Source organism: Vibrio sp. ED004, assembly GCF_023206395.1.
Lineage (GTDB): Bacteria > Pseudomonadota > Gammaproteobacteria > Enterobacterales > Vibrionaceae > Vibrio.
This window is the reverse complement of sequence record NZ_CP066149.1, coordinates 621,713-636,385: the sequence shown is the minus strand read 5'-3', so window position 1 is coordinate 636,385 and position 14,673 is coordinate 621,713. Positions and strand designations below refer to the sequence as shown.

Genomic DNA, 14,673 nt, shown 5'->3' with positions numbered 1-14,673 from the left:
TTAATGTGGTGGAGGGATAGGGATTTGAACCCTAGAAACTCCGATATTCATTCGTTAAATAACCTGATATCAATAACTTAATCATAACGCAGACTAGATTTGCTAATGATTGACTTACTAAATTGACTATAGTTTGTTATTCGTGAGTCCGTCAAGAAACGCTTCTAAAATATCCTATATTTGTTCACTTTAGACTAAAAATCACTCTCCCTCACAGGCCGCGTTTACACTAAATTATCTATAGTTGGAACTTGGTCAAACAGGCGCTTATTGGTGTGTAAGAGTTAATTTTTGATTTTATGAATCATGAGAGAGATCAGCAACACCAATGGATTGGATTAGTGGTTTTCTTAACAAAAGGGCTTTTCACTAACCAAAGCCTGAGAAAGTCACCCCGAAACTCTCATCTATACCATCAAGTCGAACAAAGCAATTCTCGACATTTTGTTGCATGCTATCCAGCGTTCTACGATACAAACAAGCAATCCTCCTTTGCTTCATATATGCCTCTCACGCAACCGCAACTCAGCGTAAGAAACTTTTGGACACAAGCGTGTTACGAAGACTGTTTGGGAAAAGATATGCTGGATTAGTTAATGTATTGCTGAGTCGGAGTTAACGCCAAATTCAGCTGCGCCGTAGGTGTCTGCTGGAATTTCTTGTTATAAGCGTATTTATAACTCTACTTTATTTCCGCACGACGTACAGATCATGGTGAATTCATCATGTTTTGTCATTATAGAGCTACACGTCGAACAAGTTCTATGGCCAATCATTGAAAATGATAAAAGACTACTTTTCAGTAAAGGTTCATAGTGATTGTTTATACGGTCAATTTCCGTTTTCATGTCATGGATTAGTTTTGGCTGTAGTTCGTGACGTTTAAAATGTTGGCGGAATTCTAGTTCAATCCATAATCTATTAATGTGCCAATCTATAAGCATATAAATATCCCACATAAAAAGCTCTTTCTGGGACATTGTTATTTCATCACCATTTATGACGGAATCTTTGAGTGAGGATGCAAAGATGTCTTCATCAGTATCAAAATGGGAACCTTCAGAATCAGCGAATGGCTTTGTTGCGTAATTAAATTTAGATATAGAGCCAACCCGTTTCGCGTGTTTCTTAGTCAATACGACAAGTTTTAGGCATACCTAACCTAGTAAGCTTGTTCAACGCTTTTATCATCGCGTAAGTTTCACCCACCTGGGCATTGTAATTTCTTAAGCTCAGTTTCCCTCTAGCAACTGTTTAACTCGATACATCGCTGTTTCTGAGTGAACGTTTGTGGTATCCATACCGCTCTTTCCAATACTTATTTGAGCCGTATAATTTCTGGCAACCCACGGCGAGATTTCGAGGGTGACCACGCTCCCAGAAGGCTGCCCCTTCTCTTGGAGGAATAAGCGCAATAGCTCCCTTAATCTTAATAGCAGCGTGACACGCTCTCGTGTCGTAAGCGCCATCACCAGACACCTCAAGGATACTTCGGCGTGTTTGTTTCAGTAAGTTCGGGAGTACCTCTCCATCTGTAACCGTCGATAAACTTAGCTCGGCGGCAACGATCTCATGAGTGTTGGTATCGACGGCAATATGAAGCTTTCGCCAGACTCTACGCTTGCCATCCGTACCGTGTTTTTTGACTTTCCATTCACCTTCGCCATAAACCTTAAGGCCAGTAGCATCAATGGCTAGATGCTGTATCGCTCCTCTCGTTTTAGTCTTAAATGAAACCTCAACTTGCTTGGCTCTACGACTGATGCAGGTGTAATGCGGACAACTTAACGGTACATGGGCTAGCCTAAATATCGAGTCGATAAATCCTTGAAGCGCTCTCAATGGCATAGAAAAAACTCGTTTGACCATGAGTGCTGTCGTGATAGCTAAATCACTGAACCGACGCGGCCTCCCGCGCTTATTCTGTTTGCTTTGTGCCCACCCGCTTATTGCTTCTTCATCAATCCAAAAGGTCAGAGAACCACGGTTAATGAGTGATTGGTTGTATTGCTTCCAGTTGGTTGTTTTGTAACGAGGCTTAGGCATAGGACTACGAGAGAGAGTGGAGGTAGCTGATCAGATCGTAGGTTCTGGATTTAGTTCCATTGAATTACGCAACAAAGCCCAAAAAATACCTAAACTGATTGGTTAAATATGTTCTACGCTAATTTTATGTGGTGTGGATGAATAAGAAACAAAAAATAACGTCCTAAAAAAGTATACATATCCATACATACTCATGACAGATAATTTGGCAGATAAACAATAAAGTCTCCCTATCGAAAACGATTTCATTAGAGCAAAAGACATGGACTACAATAGTAACCCCAACGGGTTCGGTGTTTTCTGGCGGCACAGATCTGTTCGCAGCCGGTAGTCCACGGATTTTACAACGTGCAGACGCCACCAAAGCAATTGAATTGAATAAGCAAATAGGTGTACACAGCTGGGCTGAGGACGATAAAACGGCCAAATAATTCCCATACACTGACGAGAGTCATCGTAGGCAAGCGACCTACTTTAAAACTATGTTGGGAGAAAAAGGGATTGGTTTCGATATCTTTATCTTGGATTCTGTCCTGGCAGTTGGCGAATACTGGGTAACGAAAGCAGACTCGGAAAAATACAATTTCATTACTCATCTTGAGTAAGCGGTCTATAATATAAATTCATTACGACACATCAAGTTAAAAGGATATTTACATGCTTAAATCTACATTTCTATTAGGCCTAGTTGGTTTGGTTTCATTTCCTACATTTGCTGCGAATATCGAAGGAGGCTCATACATTGGTGCCGGCTTTGGTGTCCATCAAGATTCAGATACCGATGGTGGTGGCAATCTAGATGCTGAAAGCATGGGATATAGCGTTTATGGTGGTTATCAATTTAACCGCATTATCGGTGTTGAACTTGGCTACACCGATTATGGTGACTACGATTCGAAAGTTGGTGACAAAGTGTTCTCTCCAACAGCATTGTCTGTTTCGGCTAATGTCGGTTACACATTTGATAATTCAATACGACCTTTCTTTGTTGCTGGACTTAGCTATGTTGACCTGAATTCTGGTAAGGGTAGTAATTACAAAATTGATGACGATTCTGGTGCCGGTTTCCATTTCGGAATTGGCGTTGAATATACTCAATTGACAGGCTTACGTTACGTCTGATTTCACAGGCAGATGCCGTAAATATCGAATTCACTGATAATAACGGTAAAAGACTTAAAAGCAGAGACACAGCGTTTAATACCGTTATGATAGGTGCTTCGTACGACTTCTAGAGGCTTTATATTTGAATTATAGAGATTCCCTAAACTCTAGTCATTAAGGCTTGGCGATGTATTGCTGTTCAGTTCGTTCTCAGCAATACATCGAAAGTGACAGACTATATCTATCTGCTCTTGTTTCAACATCGTCCACACTTCTCGTCCATGCAAACTTGGATGTAAACACCCTATGAACCCACGGGGCGATGCTGTTAATGTTTGAAGTTCCAAGGTAAGAGTGCGTTGATATCAGGCTCAGCTTTCGCCTGGTCCTTCATGCACTTGACCATGTAGCCGTAGAGGATTAGGCCGTTGGCTTCCTCTGTCTCGACGATACTGTAAATCATCGCACTCGCATCAGCACCATTTGTTGTGTTCGAGAACAACCAGTTCTTCCTGCCAATGACCAGAGGTTTAATTGCACGTTCAGCGCGGTTATTTTCTATCGATAAGTGACCGTCATCGACGTAGCGGATGAGCTTCGGCCATTGGCCGAGCGTGTATTTTATCGCTTTACCTAATGGGCTTGAGCCTATCACCTTCTGGGTTGTCATCCATTGGTAAAGTTCATCCAGTACCGGCTTGGAATACGCTTGACGCTCTGCTTTCCGCTTTTCGACAGGCGCACCTTTTAAGCGTGATTCTATTCCGTAGAGTTTTTGGATTTTAGCCAGCGCCTTATCAACCTTTCCCGACTTACCTTTCCCTTGAAGCTTCTTAGCATCCATGAACTTACGACGAGCATGCGCTAAGCACCCACATTAGTGACCTGATGTAGACCATCATAAGCCGCGTAGCTATCGGTTTGTAGATAACCGTTGTAGTCGCCTAAAAAGGCAACAGGGCACGCCCTCGCGCGACTGTTTTGATAGTCGTACAAGACGATATTTTTCACATTCGGTAATGCCGCTTCGGGCGAGTCAGCGCCTGAGCAGTAGAGCCACATATAACGCATCTTCTCTTCCTTGAGCACATTGAGTGGCGTTTCATCCACCTGCACCACCACTTGTTGGAGTAGGTGCTCTTTCAAGGCCGCATACAGCGGAGCGAACTTCTCGCTGACTTGGATGACCCACCTTGCCATCGTGGTACGTGATAACTCGATATCTGACTGGGTAAACAGCGATTCTTGGCGGTAAAGTGGCATTGCGTATTGGTATTTGCCAAGAATGATGTTGGCCAGCAAGCTTTCTGTGGCGAAGCTTTTAGGTATGAGGCTCTGAGGGGATGGCTTCTGAACGATACGGCTACTGTCGCCTGCTTTTTCGCACTGGCGGCAAGCGTACTTAGGGCGAACATATTCCAGCACCTTAATCTTATCGAGCAGTTTGTTGGTAAACAGGAACAGCGCCCCCGTTACCAAGAGGCAAGTCCGTATCATTTCCGATAATCGCCGCCAGGCCGTTGATGGACTTTCTAAAATCGACACTTTCACGATAAAGATAAATGTCTGGAGCGCTAAGCATACCTTTCATGACAACGCTCAATGAGTTCAGCAAGATAGGTCGCTGGCGTGCCTTGAGGAATGCTCAACTCCACATCATTGACGAGCAGTGTCATGTTAGCCGTAGCTATCTGCGCCTGATACTTCGTTGTCTTTTCGACGATTTCGGCTCTAACAAATCCGACAGATTCCGATTGGTTTGCTGTTTGGAGTTGACGCCGCTTGGCGAAGAGCGTGGATAAACTCAGTCTATGTTGTTCGCAAAAAGCACGCTGTGTAATATTGCTGCTTTCATATTGTTCAAACAGTGTTTGCCATTCTAGATTGGTGCGTCGTTTTGCCATTTCAACTCTCCTTTGGGTTGGAGAGTTGATCTTATTCTTCGTGCTGAAAGATTAGAATGCGGGCTTCATGGTGCGCTTACGGTAAACTTCGCAGTAACTTTGGTATAACTTTCCGTAGGTAGCTGCACATACCAGGACTCAGGATTTTCCGACGGTACTTAATTACCCAAACTACGTGACATTTCATGGGCTTTGTTGCGTAATTCAGTGGAACTAAATCCAGAACCTACGATCTGATCAGCTACATTCACTCCCTCTCGTAGCCCTATGCCTAAACCTCGTTATAAAACAACCAACTGGAAGCAATACAATCAATCACTCATTAACCGTGGCTCTCTGACCTTTTGGATTGATGAAGAGGCGATAAGCGGCTGGGCGCAAAGCAAACAGAATAAGCGTGGGAGACCACGTCGGTTCAGTGATTTAGCTATTACGACAGCACTCATGGTGAAACGAGTTTTTTCTATGCCACTGAGAGCGCTTCAAGGATTTATCGACTCGATATTTAGGTTAGCCCATGTGCCGCTAAGTTGTCCGCATTACACCTGCATCAGCCGTAGAGCCAAGCAAGTTGAGGTCTCATTTAAGACTAAAACGAGAGGAGCGATACAACACCTAGCCATTGATGCAACTGGCCTTAAGGTTTATGGCGAAGGTGAATGGAAAGTCAAAAAACACGGGACGGATGGCAAGCGTAGAGTCTGGCGAAAGCTTCATATTGCCGTCGATACAAGCACTCATGAGATCATTGCCGCCGAGCTAAGTTTATCAACGGTTACAGATGGCGAAGTACTCCCGAACCTGCTGAAACAAACACGCCGAAGTATCCTTGAGGTGTCTGGTGATGGCGCTTACGACACAAGAGCGTGTCACACTGCTATTAAGATTAAGGGAGCCATTGCGCTTGTTCCCCCAAGAGAAGGGGCAGCCTTCTGGGAGCGTGGTCATCCTCGAAATCTCGCCGTGGGTTGCCAGAAGTTATACGGCTCAAATAAGTATTGGAAAGAGCGGTATGGATACCACAAACGTTCATTGTCAGAAACAGCGATGTATCGAGTTAAACAGTTGCTAGGAGGACGATTGAGCTTAAGAAATTACAATGCCCAGGTGGGTGAAACTTACGCGATGATAAAAGCGTTGAACAAGCTTACTGGGTTAGGTATGCCTGAAACTTGTCGTATTGATTAAGAAATACGCGAAACGGGGTAGTTCTATCTTTAAATTTAATTACGCAACAAAGCCTATTTTTTGCGAAGTAATTAAACTCAATATGCAATATTTATTAAGCTAAAGATGAAGGTAATTCACGACATTTCATTTAAGTTAACACTCGATTAGGTTAGCGGTTGAATGGCAAACTCTAAAATGGTCACCGTGGAAGGCGATCTGTAACTTCAGAAATATTTCAAGATTACTTTGTCGTTCAACATTATGTGTCCTGCCTATGACTGTAATGTTGCGCAGACCATCCTCATCGAACAACTTGACATCGTATTGCTGGATTTAATGCTTCCTGTAACCGCTAGACTGACAATGTTCCGACAGACGCATACACTCTATAAAGGTAAAGTATTGATGCTCACCACTGGTGATGACGACTTTGATCGTATTGCGGGTAAGAAAGGACTGATGACTCTGCCATCAAGCCAATGAAACCAAGATTTCTGCTGGCCTGAGTTCGTTCACTATTACGCTGCCAAAACTGCTTCAGACGGTGGTTCAAATAACCTTCAATTTGATTAACTCGTTCTGAAAAAACATATAATAAATATGAACTTTCAGGTGCAGTTTATCACTCACAGATCGAGAGTTTGATCGACTTTATTAGCAAGCAATTCAGATACGCCGTAGTCACTTGACTATTTGACGAAGATACTGGTTAGCATTGAGTATGACAGGATCGACCGGACGATTAATAACAAGGTTGTGCGCCTAAGACAAATGCTCGGTGACGACCATGCTCGAGCAAAAATAATTCAGATCATGCACGATAAAGACTACTTATTTTTTTTAACCGCTAGGTATTAACTTCGCTCACTACGAGCGTAATAAACGAGAACGATTATGCGACGTATTTATTTGGAGTCTTTATTGGGGCTGTTAGTTTGCTTTTTTATTGGTATTGTCGCCTACGAAGTTTCTGTCTATCAACTCAATACCGACTACGACTATGTGCTGCAAGATTACGAAGCGACAGCCCACCAGCAACTCATAGCAAACATCGCAAAAAATCAAGGCCTTAAAGCGGCTCATCAAGCGATAGATCAATTTGTGGAGGCCTCTCAAAATATACTCGTCACGTTCAGTTCAAATGATGAAATACCGGGGCCAGTTTCGGAGTTTTTTAGTACTCACCCGAATAGCTTTATCTTTCACGATGATGAACGAAATCTTTGGTTTCGTTTAGTAGGCAGTGATAACACCTATCATTACCTACCCGATAATCAAGCATTTGTTCGAGAAAAAATAGAATTGGAAGATAACCTCATTTGGGTATTCTTTTTGGCTAGTTGTATCGTTTACGGCGTAAGTCATCTGTTAATTATTTTCCGCCGTGTTAGAAAGCTTGAGGTTGCCACTTTGCGTTTTTCTGAAGGCGAACCTCGACACGAGCCGAGACTTCAAGTGGTATTGCGATTGGTTCACTGAACAAATCCTTTAACCTAATGGCCGACCGAATTCATCACTTAATTGAAAGTAACCGCTCACTCACCAAAGCCGTTGCTCATGAATTACGCACGCCAATATTTCGTATTCAATGGCAAACTGAAATACTCAAAGACACGCCGCTTAATGAATCGCAACAACACACCGTTGAAAGTATTATCGAAGATACAGAAGAGATGGAAAAGATGGTGGAAGAACTGTTGTGCTACGCCAAATTTGATCGCATTGACCTCGAAAAGCAACCCCAGTCATTAGAGATAAGAGACGTTCTCGAGCACGCGATGACACGCTGGAACAAAGACACAGAGCTCAACATCGACTTATCACTGCCAGAACAACCTAGCTCAATACTAGCGGATGAAACTCTGCTTATCCGAGCCTTAGATAACCTAGTACGTAACGCAATGAAGTTCGCACGTTCACAGATGTCGATTGAAGCCAGCGTGCATCAAGATCAGCTACAGATTGCGGTACATGACGATGGTGATGGCGTAGCACAAGAACACCAGGCTCGTCTGTTTGAACCCTTTTACGTGGGCGATAAAGCGCGTAATAAAGCTAAGAGTGGCCATGGCTTGGGGCTTTCAATCGTCGATAAGATCTGTGCTCAACACAACGCAACCGTGGAGGTTGGTCAGAGCCCAACCTTAAAAGGTGCGGTATTTACTATTACCATTCAGATATGTAATGACTCAGCTGACAAACCCATACAGTAACTACAAAACATCTCTGGAATAATGTCCAACATCGGTCGGGAGATGCTGTCTCCCAATGAACTTATTGAGTCTAGATAATCATGACACGGTCGTTTATGGCTTGTCATTACAGCACTGCTAATTAGTAGCAAAGTAAACCGTTACTTATTAATTCGTACTTTGTTAGCAGTTGAAGCCATAGGCTTACTATCTAAATTCCCAATTATTCTTAAGGTATTTTATGAAAAAGTTATTGTGTGTTTTAGGCGTTATCTCTCTAGCAGGCTGTTCAGGTATTAGCCATAACGATGAGGTTTACACAGCGCATGCTGAAAGCTTCAATATTATCGGTTTCCAAGTACCTGGTAACACTCAAGATCGTGCAATGGAGTTAGTGCCAGAAGGAGCAACGGTTGAGACAATTCGCTCAACAAACTCTGATACAAGCTCTGCTATGGGGATCATCAATCGTATTATCGGTATCGAATACATTCAAGTCGGTGGTAAAAAGCAATAATTTAATTACTGTTCGTTTAGGTAGCAGCTATGTAGATAAATAGCCTAAGCCAGTGACATTGAAGTGACCCCATAAAGTTGGACATTTTTGTTAAGCGGCTTTCAAGGCCTGAGTTCGATATTCTATCGGAGTCAGGCCTTTTAGTTTCACTTTTATACGTTTGCTGTCTTCTACGACTACACCTTCTATTGTGGCTGTTGAAGGGTGTGCTAGCTGCCATTATTGGGGACGTTTCGCTGAACGGTTTAGTCACGATGTACGAATCATTAACCCAAAGAAAGCTAAAGGCAATCTTGAAGGTCCACAAAACTGACGCGAATGATGCGTTAGCTGTAGCGAATGCCGCATTACCAATTGATCTTAAATGCAGTAAGCCCAAAACAATTGACCAGCAAGGACTCCATTTTCTTGAAACCAGTCGTCAGTTATTAACTCGTTCTATGGTTTTGTACTAATTCAGACCTGATCTGACAGTTACCCACTTTTAGACTCGGTGCCTGTCAGATTATATCTGGGCTAAATTCTTTTCAGCCCAGATTGATTTCCCATCCTCTAATGTTTCTATTGGCGTTCTGCCGCAGCACATTTTTCCTTGATGGGTACGATGATTGTTGTAGTAGTCCATCCATTCGTCCAGATCTGTCTGCAACTCTTCCATCGAGCCATACAGTTTTTTTCTGAATGTTACTTGGTAGAACTCATTCAATATGGTCTTGTGGAAGCGTTCGCAGATACCATTTGTCTGCGGTGACATTGCTTTCGTTTTTGTGTGGTCGATATCATTGATGGCCAGATAGAGTTGATAGTCATGTTGATCAACACGGCCACAGTATTCAGTACCTCGGTCTGTCAAGATTCTCAACATTGGCAGCTCATGATTCTCGAAGAACGGCAGAACCTTGTCATTCAACATATCTGCTGCGGTGATTGGTGTTTTTGTCGTGTAGAGTTTTGCGAAAGCTATTTTGCTGTAGGTATCAACGAACGTCTGCTGATAGATACGCCCAACCCCTTTAAGATTGCCAACATAGAATGTGTCTTGAGAGCCTAGATAGCCTGGGTGTGCGGTCTCTATCTCACCACAAACTTCATCATCATGCTTCTTGCGCTCGAGAGCTGCGACTTGCTCTTCCGTTAGAATGATACCGTTCTCAGCAACTTGTTTTTCTAAGGCAATGAGGCGTTTTTTGAAGTTTTCTAGGTCGTTGCGGAGCCAGATTGAGCGCACGACACTTGGAGAGATAAAGACACCCAGTTTACGTAGTTCATTGCTTGTTCTAACTTGCCCATGAGCAGGAAAGTCGATGGCGTATTTTAGGACGGCTTGTTCAGTTTCACTATCGACTCGATTCTTTAAGTTTGGTGTTCTTCTGCTCTGATTAATCAGAGCATCAATACCGCCAGTTTCAACCAACTCTTGATAGCGATAAAACGTGTCTCGAGAGACACCCATAACCTTACAGGCTCGAGATACATTACCAAGCTCTTCTGCAAGATTGAGAAGCCCAGCTTTGTGTTTGATGATTGGATTGCTAGTATGAAGCATGAGAGTTACCTCTTATTGTCTTTGATTGATGACTAAGCACCGTTAATCAAAGTGGGTAACTCTCTTCTTTTCAAATTGAAGTGTCAGATCTAGTCTGAATTAATACACTTTAATCATCAAAGCTGTTTCAATAGCAGTATCAGGAAATTGAAAGCCTCTACCACGTTTGCCATGGTGGCTTTTGCATTGCCATGCTTCAACGGCAGAGCCGTCAATCCAAAACGTTACTGAGCCTCTTTTGCACAAGGCTTCATTATATTCACTCCAGTTCGTTATCTTCTTCTTAGATTTACCCAAAACATCACCATGTTTTGACTACATGGGATCAGATCGCACTATTGAGGAAAGGTTCAACTGATTTAGTCAACAACGCCATTGACATTTACTTACATCGAATTACGCAACAAAGCCTCAATGCGAAAGAACACTGCTAAGGCACATAGAACTTTTAGCGATTGAATATACTCAATTAACCTTACGTAAGTTGCAGTTGAACACCACTATTAATTTGAACAATCGTTCAATAATATATATGATTCACCAAAACAATACTCATCTAAACAGAGGTTGCAGATGCCTTTAGCTCAGTTTATTAAAACCGCAGGCGAACCTACGATACTGAAACGCTCACTCAAGGTTTCTCTCATAGTTGGCACCATTCTTATGTTCATTAATCACGGTGACAAATTGCTCTCCAGCAACATTGACATAACGCTGATCATTAAGATCTTGATGACTTACTGCGTACCCTTTTGTGTGTCTACCCAAGCCAGCGTTTCTGCAACTCTTCAATCCCGAAAGAAGGCCGTCTAATAATGATATTTTCGTTTAAAAAACCGTCATCGGATATTGTCGAAGTTCATACTAGCCATCTTACAGAACTGAAGAAAGTCTCTGAAAAGTACTCTCTATTCAAACAGAATGATCCCACCGACTATGCGAAGAAAATTTACGTCAATGCGGCCAATGTCCATAAAGCGTCACGAAGTCGTGCTGAGTCGATTAAACAGAGCTATGAGTTAGTGAATCACTTTATCGAGCAGTCAGAAAGTATTAACAAGCTGTCTTGTGAGAGCCATCAATACTCCAGTCAAACGGCAGAAACTGCGGCTAATACCATCGACAAGCTGGAGGCTTTGGAAGAGCAAGTATTAGTTTCCAAAGAAAAGATCTGCCAGTTTAGCGAACTGCTCGAATCACTGAATGAGATTAACAAGAACGTCACCCAATTGGTGGATTCTATTAAAGGTATCGCTGCACAAACAAACCTGTTGGCGCTTAATGCCGCGATTGAAGCCGCTCGAGCTGGGGAGCACGGCCGCGGTTTTGCAGTAGTCGCAGACGAAGTCCGTCAACTTGCGAACACGGCGAATCAGTCTGCTGAGAACATCGACACTGAAATGGCGTCGATTTCAAAGATATCAGACAGCATTTTCAACAAACAAAAAGAGGTTGAGGACGTCATTATTCTCAGCTCAGAAGTAACCAAAAACACCATGCATAACATGAAGAACTTGATGAACATGTCGCTTGATAGTAAAACAGCTTCTAAAACCATCATGGACGCCATTGAGGCTCAACTGTCCGACTCCAACACGGTTAAGCAAAACATGGAAGCCCTAGTTGAAGACACCAAGCTATCAATAAGCCTCTCGGGCAACAACCATGAACTCGCGGAACAGATCCTCAACTCTTTATCTTATCTGCAACTGAATGATAAAACGGACCAGAAAAGAAATGCTTAACTCCGATAACGTGTAAGCAAACAAGGAAAATTGCGACATGAACCAAAGCCAAACACCACTTGAAACAGGGACTGCTGTTTCACTGAGTGATATCTTAAGTGAGCGTTCACTATATTCATATGTTCAGTCTATTAGAGATCTTAAACGCCAGACCACTTATGGACATGAGGTTTTAGTTCGTGGTCCTTCAGACTCCTTGTGGCATCGACCCGATCAGTTGTTTATCGCTGCTCAATCACAACAACTCAGCAGGCAATTGGAAATTGTCATCCTCGAAGTTCATCTTGAAAACATTGCCGCCCATACATCTATAGGATGTTACACCGTTAATCTTGCTCCTAACCTGTTGTTAGATAAAACCGTATTTCAGATACTAAACCGCTACGCACTGGCTGAAAGAATTAAGATTGAGCTCACTGAACACTTACCGATACGTGACTGGCAACCAATAAAACAGCGAATGGCTCAATTGAGAAAGCAAGGCTATCAGTTCTGGCTTGACGATGTTGGCTGCGGATTTTTTGATTTGGCGCTGATCGATGAAGTCAAACCAGAGGTAGTCAAACTTTGCATCAAAATCATCAGCAGACTTACGTTTGATCCTACTCTAGTTGATGAAATAAAAGCGGTCGTCAAAGCGGTTCATGACTACGGTGGCGCTGTTTTAGCTGAAGGGATTGAGGAGCACGTACAGCTCGATATGGCGGAGCAACTGAACATCGATCTAGCACAAGGCTATCTTTTTGATAAGCCACAGCCACTTATTTGAGTCACAAAAACCTAGTCCTCAATAAAAATCGTACAGTTGGATTTTGATATCCTTATTGTTCTATATATTGAGATTATAAATATAGCCACATTTATCTAAAAATACCAACAAGTATACTTTGCTTCAAGTAGAACAAATCCACCCGGCTTTGTTGCGTAATTAAATTTAGATATAGAGCCAACCCGTTTCGCGTATTTCTTAGTCAATACGACAAGTTTTAGGCATACCTAACCTAGTAAGCTTGTTCAACGCTTTTATCATCGCGTAAGTTTCACCCACCTGGGCATTGTAATTTCTTAAGCTCAGTTTCCCTCCTAGCAACTGTTTAACTCGATACATCGCTGTTTCTGAGAGTGAACGTTTGTGGTATCCATACCGCTCTTTCCAATACTTATTTGAGCCGTATAATTTCTGGCAACCCACGGCGAGATTTCGAGGGTGACCACGCTCCCAGAAGGCTGCCCCTTCTCTTGGGGGAATAAGCGCAATAGCTCCCTTAATCTTAATAGCAGCGTGACACGCTCTCGTGTCGTAAGCGCCATCACCAGACACCTCAAGGATACTTCGGCGTGTTTGTTTCAGTAAGTAAGGAAGTGCTTCTCCATCTGTAACCGTCGATAAACTTAGCTCGGCGGCAACGATCTCATGAGTGTTGGTATCGACGGCAATATGAAGCTTTCGCCAGACTCTACGCTTGCTATCCGTACCGTGTTTTTTGACTTTCCATTCACCTTCGCCATAAACCTTAAGGCCAGTAGCATCAATGGCTAGATGCTGTATCGCTCCTCTCGTTTTAGTCTTAAATGAAACCTCAACTTGCTTGGCTCTACGACTGATGCAGGTGTAATGCGGACAACTTAACGGTACATGGGCTAGCCTAAATATCGAGTCGATAAATCCTTGAAGCGCTCTCAATGGCATAGAAAAACTCGTTTGACCATGAGTGCTGTCGTGATAGCTAAATCACTGAACCGACGCGGCCTCCCGCGCTTATTCTGTTTGCTTTGTGCCCACCCGCTTATTGCTTCTTCATCAATCAAAAGGTCAGAGAACACGGTTAATGAGTGATTGGTTGTATTGCTTCCAGTTGGTTGTTTTGTAACGAGGCTTAGGCATAGGACTACGAGAGAGAGTGGAGGTAGCTGATCAGATCGTAGGTTCTGGATTTAGTTCCATTGAATTACGCAACAAAGCCTGTTTTACCTCATCCCAATCACACTTAACCGTTCCATCGTTTTCACCTATTGAATCTATCGTTATTTCCCATTAAACAAATGTAAACATTGAAGTTATATTCTGGTGGGCAGAAAAGAGCTTTTGAATATCCATTAACCACTCGACTGGTTTAATGGTTAGCACGCATTGGAGAGCAGGGTGAGATCGTGAACGTTTTTTGATCAGAATGAAGATGCGTGCCAGATATACAAAGATCACGGTGCAGAGAACCTATCATGCCTACGTCATATGAGCTTGAACATGCTCCGAGAAGAGCTAACCAAGCTAAGCATTGTTGGTTAGCAAAAGCGCTGCATGATGAATACATCAATGCTAGAGGCTGTATTAAGTGCTGGTTTTACTCGGGTGGTGAAAAACTAGGCACTCATGCGGTCACCCTGGCTCTAGTTGACCATTTATTCAATTAATAATGTAACGATTTTGCTTACATTTCCATACAATTAA

The 14,673-nt window shown here is 42.8% G+C and carries 8 protein-coding genes and 9 pseudogenes; 11 read left to right on the top strand and 6 right to left on the bottom strand.

All coding sequences use genetic code 11. The features are described 5' to 3' along the window. Positions 1–1,128 precede the first annotated feature (1,128 nt). Positions 1,129–2,046: pseudogene (locus ITG10_RS02650) on the bottom strand (IS5 family transposase). Positions 2,047–2,312: 266 nt separating this feature from the next. On the opposite strand from ITG10_RS02650, the pseudogene ITG10_RS02645 reads away from it, so the two are divergent. Beyond that, positions 2,313–2,651 (top strand): annotated as a pseudogene (locus tag ITG10_RS02645) (alpha/beta hydrolase); the annotation flags it as partial. Between the two features lie 52 nt (positions 2,652–2,703). Beyond that, positions 2,704–3,281: pseudogene (locus ITG10_RS02640) on the top strand (porin family protein). 197 nt (positions 3,282–3,478) lie between these two features. Here the strand turns inward: ITG10_RS02640 and ITG10_RS02635 are convergent. Continuing rightward, positions 3,479–4,581 (bottom strand): annotated as a pseudogene (locus tag ITG10_RS02635) (IS66 family transposase); the annotation flags it as partial. A 143-nt stretch (positions 4,582–4,724) separates the two neighbouring features. Then, complete coding sequence (locus ITG10_RS02630; RefSeq protein ID WP_248386677.1) at positions 4,725–5,054, bottom strand: IS66 family insertion sequence element accessory protein TnpB; 330 nt, start codon at positions 5,052–5,054, stop codon at positions 4,725–4,727. A 267-nt stretch (positions 5,055–5,321) separates the two neighbouring features. Here ITG10_RS02630 and ITG10_RS02625 point away from each other — a divergent pair, with 267 nt between their 5' ends. The 5 genes and pseudogenes from ITG10_RS02625 to ITG10_RS26445 all read left to right on the top strand — a co-directional run. Next, complete coding sequence (locus tag ITG10_RS02625; RefSeq protein ID WP_102551490.1) at positions 5,322–6,242, top strand: IS5 family transposase; 921 nt, start codon at positions 5,322–5,324, stop codon at positions 6,240–6,242. Positions 6,243–6,470: 228 nt separating this feature from the next. Then, positions 6,471–6,707: a hypothetical protein gene (locus ITG10_RS02620; RefSeq protein ID WP_248372270.1), complete on the top strand. Its 237-nt coding sequence runs from the start codon at positions 6,471–6,473 to the stop codon at positions 6,705–6,707. Between the two features lie 411 nt (positions 6,708–7,118). Continuing rightward, positions 7,119–8,437: pseudogene (locus ITG10_RS02615) on the top strand (ATP-binding protein). 220 nt (positions 8,438–8,657) lie between these two features. Beyond that, positions 8,658–8,933, top strand: a complete 276-nt coding sequence (locus ITG10_RS02610; protein ID WP_016783988.1) for a hypothetical protein — start codon at positions 8,658–8,660, stop codon at positions 8,931–8,933. A gap of 181 nt (positions 8,934–9,114) precedes the next feature. Next, a pseudogene (locus ITG10_RS26445) lies at positions 9,115–9,379 on the top strand (IS110 family transposase); the annotation flags it as partial. Positions 9,380–9,438: 59 nt separating this feature from the next. Here the strand turns inward: ITG10_RS26445 and ITG10_RS02605 are convergent. Beyond that, on the bottom strand, positions 9,439–10,479 hold the full coding sequence (locus ITG10_RS02605; RefSeq protein WP_248386676.1) for an IS481 family transposase: 1,041 nt from the start codon (positions 10,477–10,479) through the stop codon (positions 9,439–9,441). 108 nt (positions 10,480–10,587) lie between these two features. Next, a pseudogene (locus ITG10_RS02600) lies at positions 10,588–10,776 on the bottom strand (transposase); the annotation flags it as partial. Positions 10,777–11,052: 276 nt separating this feature from the next. Here ITG10_RS02600 and nrtS point away from each other — a divergent pair. From nrtS to ITG10_RS02585, 3 genes are read left to right on the top strand one after another with little or no spacing between them, the layout of a single operon-like run. Next, complete coding sequence (nrtS, locus tag ITG10_RS02595; RefSeq protein WP_016769077.1) at positions 11,053–11,292, top strand: nitrate/nitrite transporter NrtS; 240 nt, start codon at positions 11,053–11,055, stop codon at positions 11,290–11,292. 2 nt (positions 11,293–11,294) lie between these two features. Beyond that, positions 11,295–12,224: a methyl-accepting chemotaxis protein gene (locus ITG10_RS02590; RefSeq protein WP_248375618.1), complete on the top strand. Its 930-nt coding sequence runs from the start codon at positions 11,295–11,297 to the stop codon at positions 12,222–12,224. A 37-nt stretch (positions 12,225–12,261) separates the two neighbouring features. Further along, a complete protein-coding gene (locus tag ITG10_RS02585; RefSeq protein ID WP_016769075.1) occupies positions 12,262–12,993 on the top strand; it encodes an EAL domain-containing protein in 732 nt (243 codons plus the stop codon). A 198-nt stretch (positions 12,994–13,191) separates the two neighbouring features. On the opposite strand, the pseudogene ITG10_RS02580 reads toward ITG10_RS02585, so the two are convergent. After that, positions 13,192–14,109 (bottom strand): annotated as a pseudogene (locus ITG10_RS02580) (IS5 family transposase). Positions 14,110–14,394: 285 nt separating this feature from the next. Here ITG10_RS02580 and ITG10_RS02575 point away from each other — a divergent pair. Further along, a pseudogene (locus ITG10_RS02575) lies at positions 14,395–14,589 on the top strand (ISAs1 family transposase); the annotation flags it as partial. Positions 14,590–14,673 lie beyond the last annotated feature (84 nt).

Coding starts and splice junctions, on each gene's coding strand:
- nrtS (WP_016769077.1), top strand. CDS start 11,053: ATGCCTTTAGCTCAGTTTATTAAAACCGCAGGCGAACCTACGATACTG.
- ITG10_RS02590 (WP_248375618.1), top strand. CDS start 11,295: ATGATATTTTCGTTTAAAAAACCGTCATCGGATATTGTCGAAGTTCAT.
- ITG10_RS02605 (WP_248386676.1), bottom strand. CDS start 10,479: ATGCTTCATACTAGCAATCCAATCATCAAACACAAAGCTGGGCTTCTC.
- ITG10_RS02630 (WP_248386677.1), bottom strand. CDS start 5,054: ATGGCAAAACGACGCACCAATCTAGAATGGCAAACACTGTTTGAACAA.
- ITG10_RS02610 (WP_016783988.1), top strand. CDS start 8,658: ATGAAAAAGTTATTGTGTGTTTTAGGCGTTATCTCTCTAGCAGGCTGT.
- ITG10_RS02625 (WP_102551490.1), top strand. CDS start 5,322: ATGCCTAAACCTCGTTATAAAACAACCAACTGGAAGCAATACAATCAA.
- ITG10_RS02585 (WP_016769075.1), top strand. CDS start 12,262: ATGAACCAAAGCCAAACACCACTTGAAACAGGGACTGCTGTTTCACTG.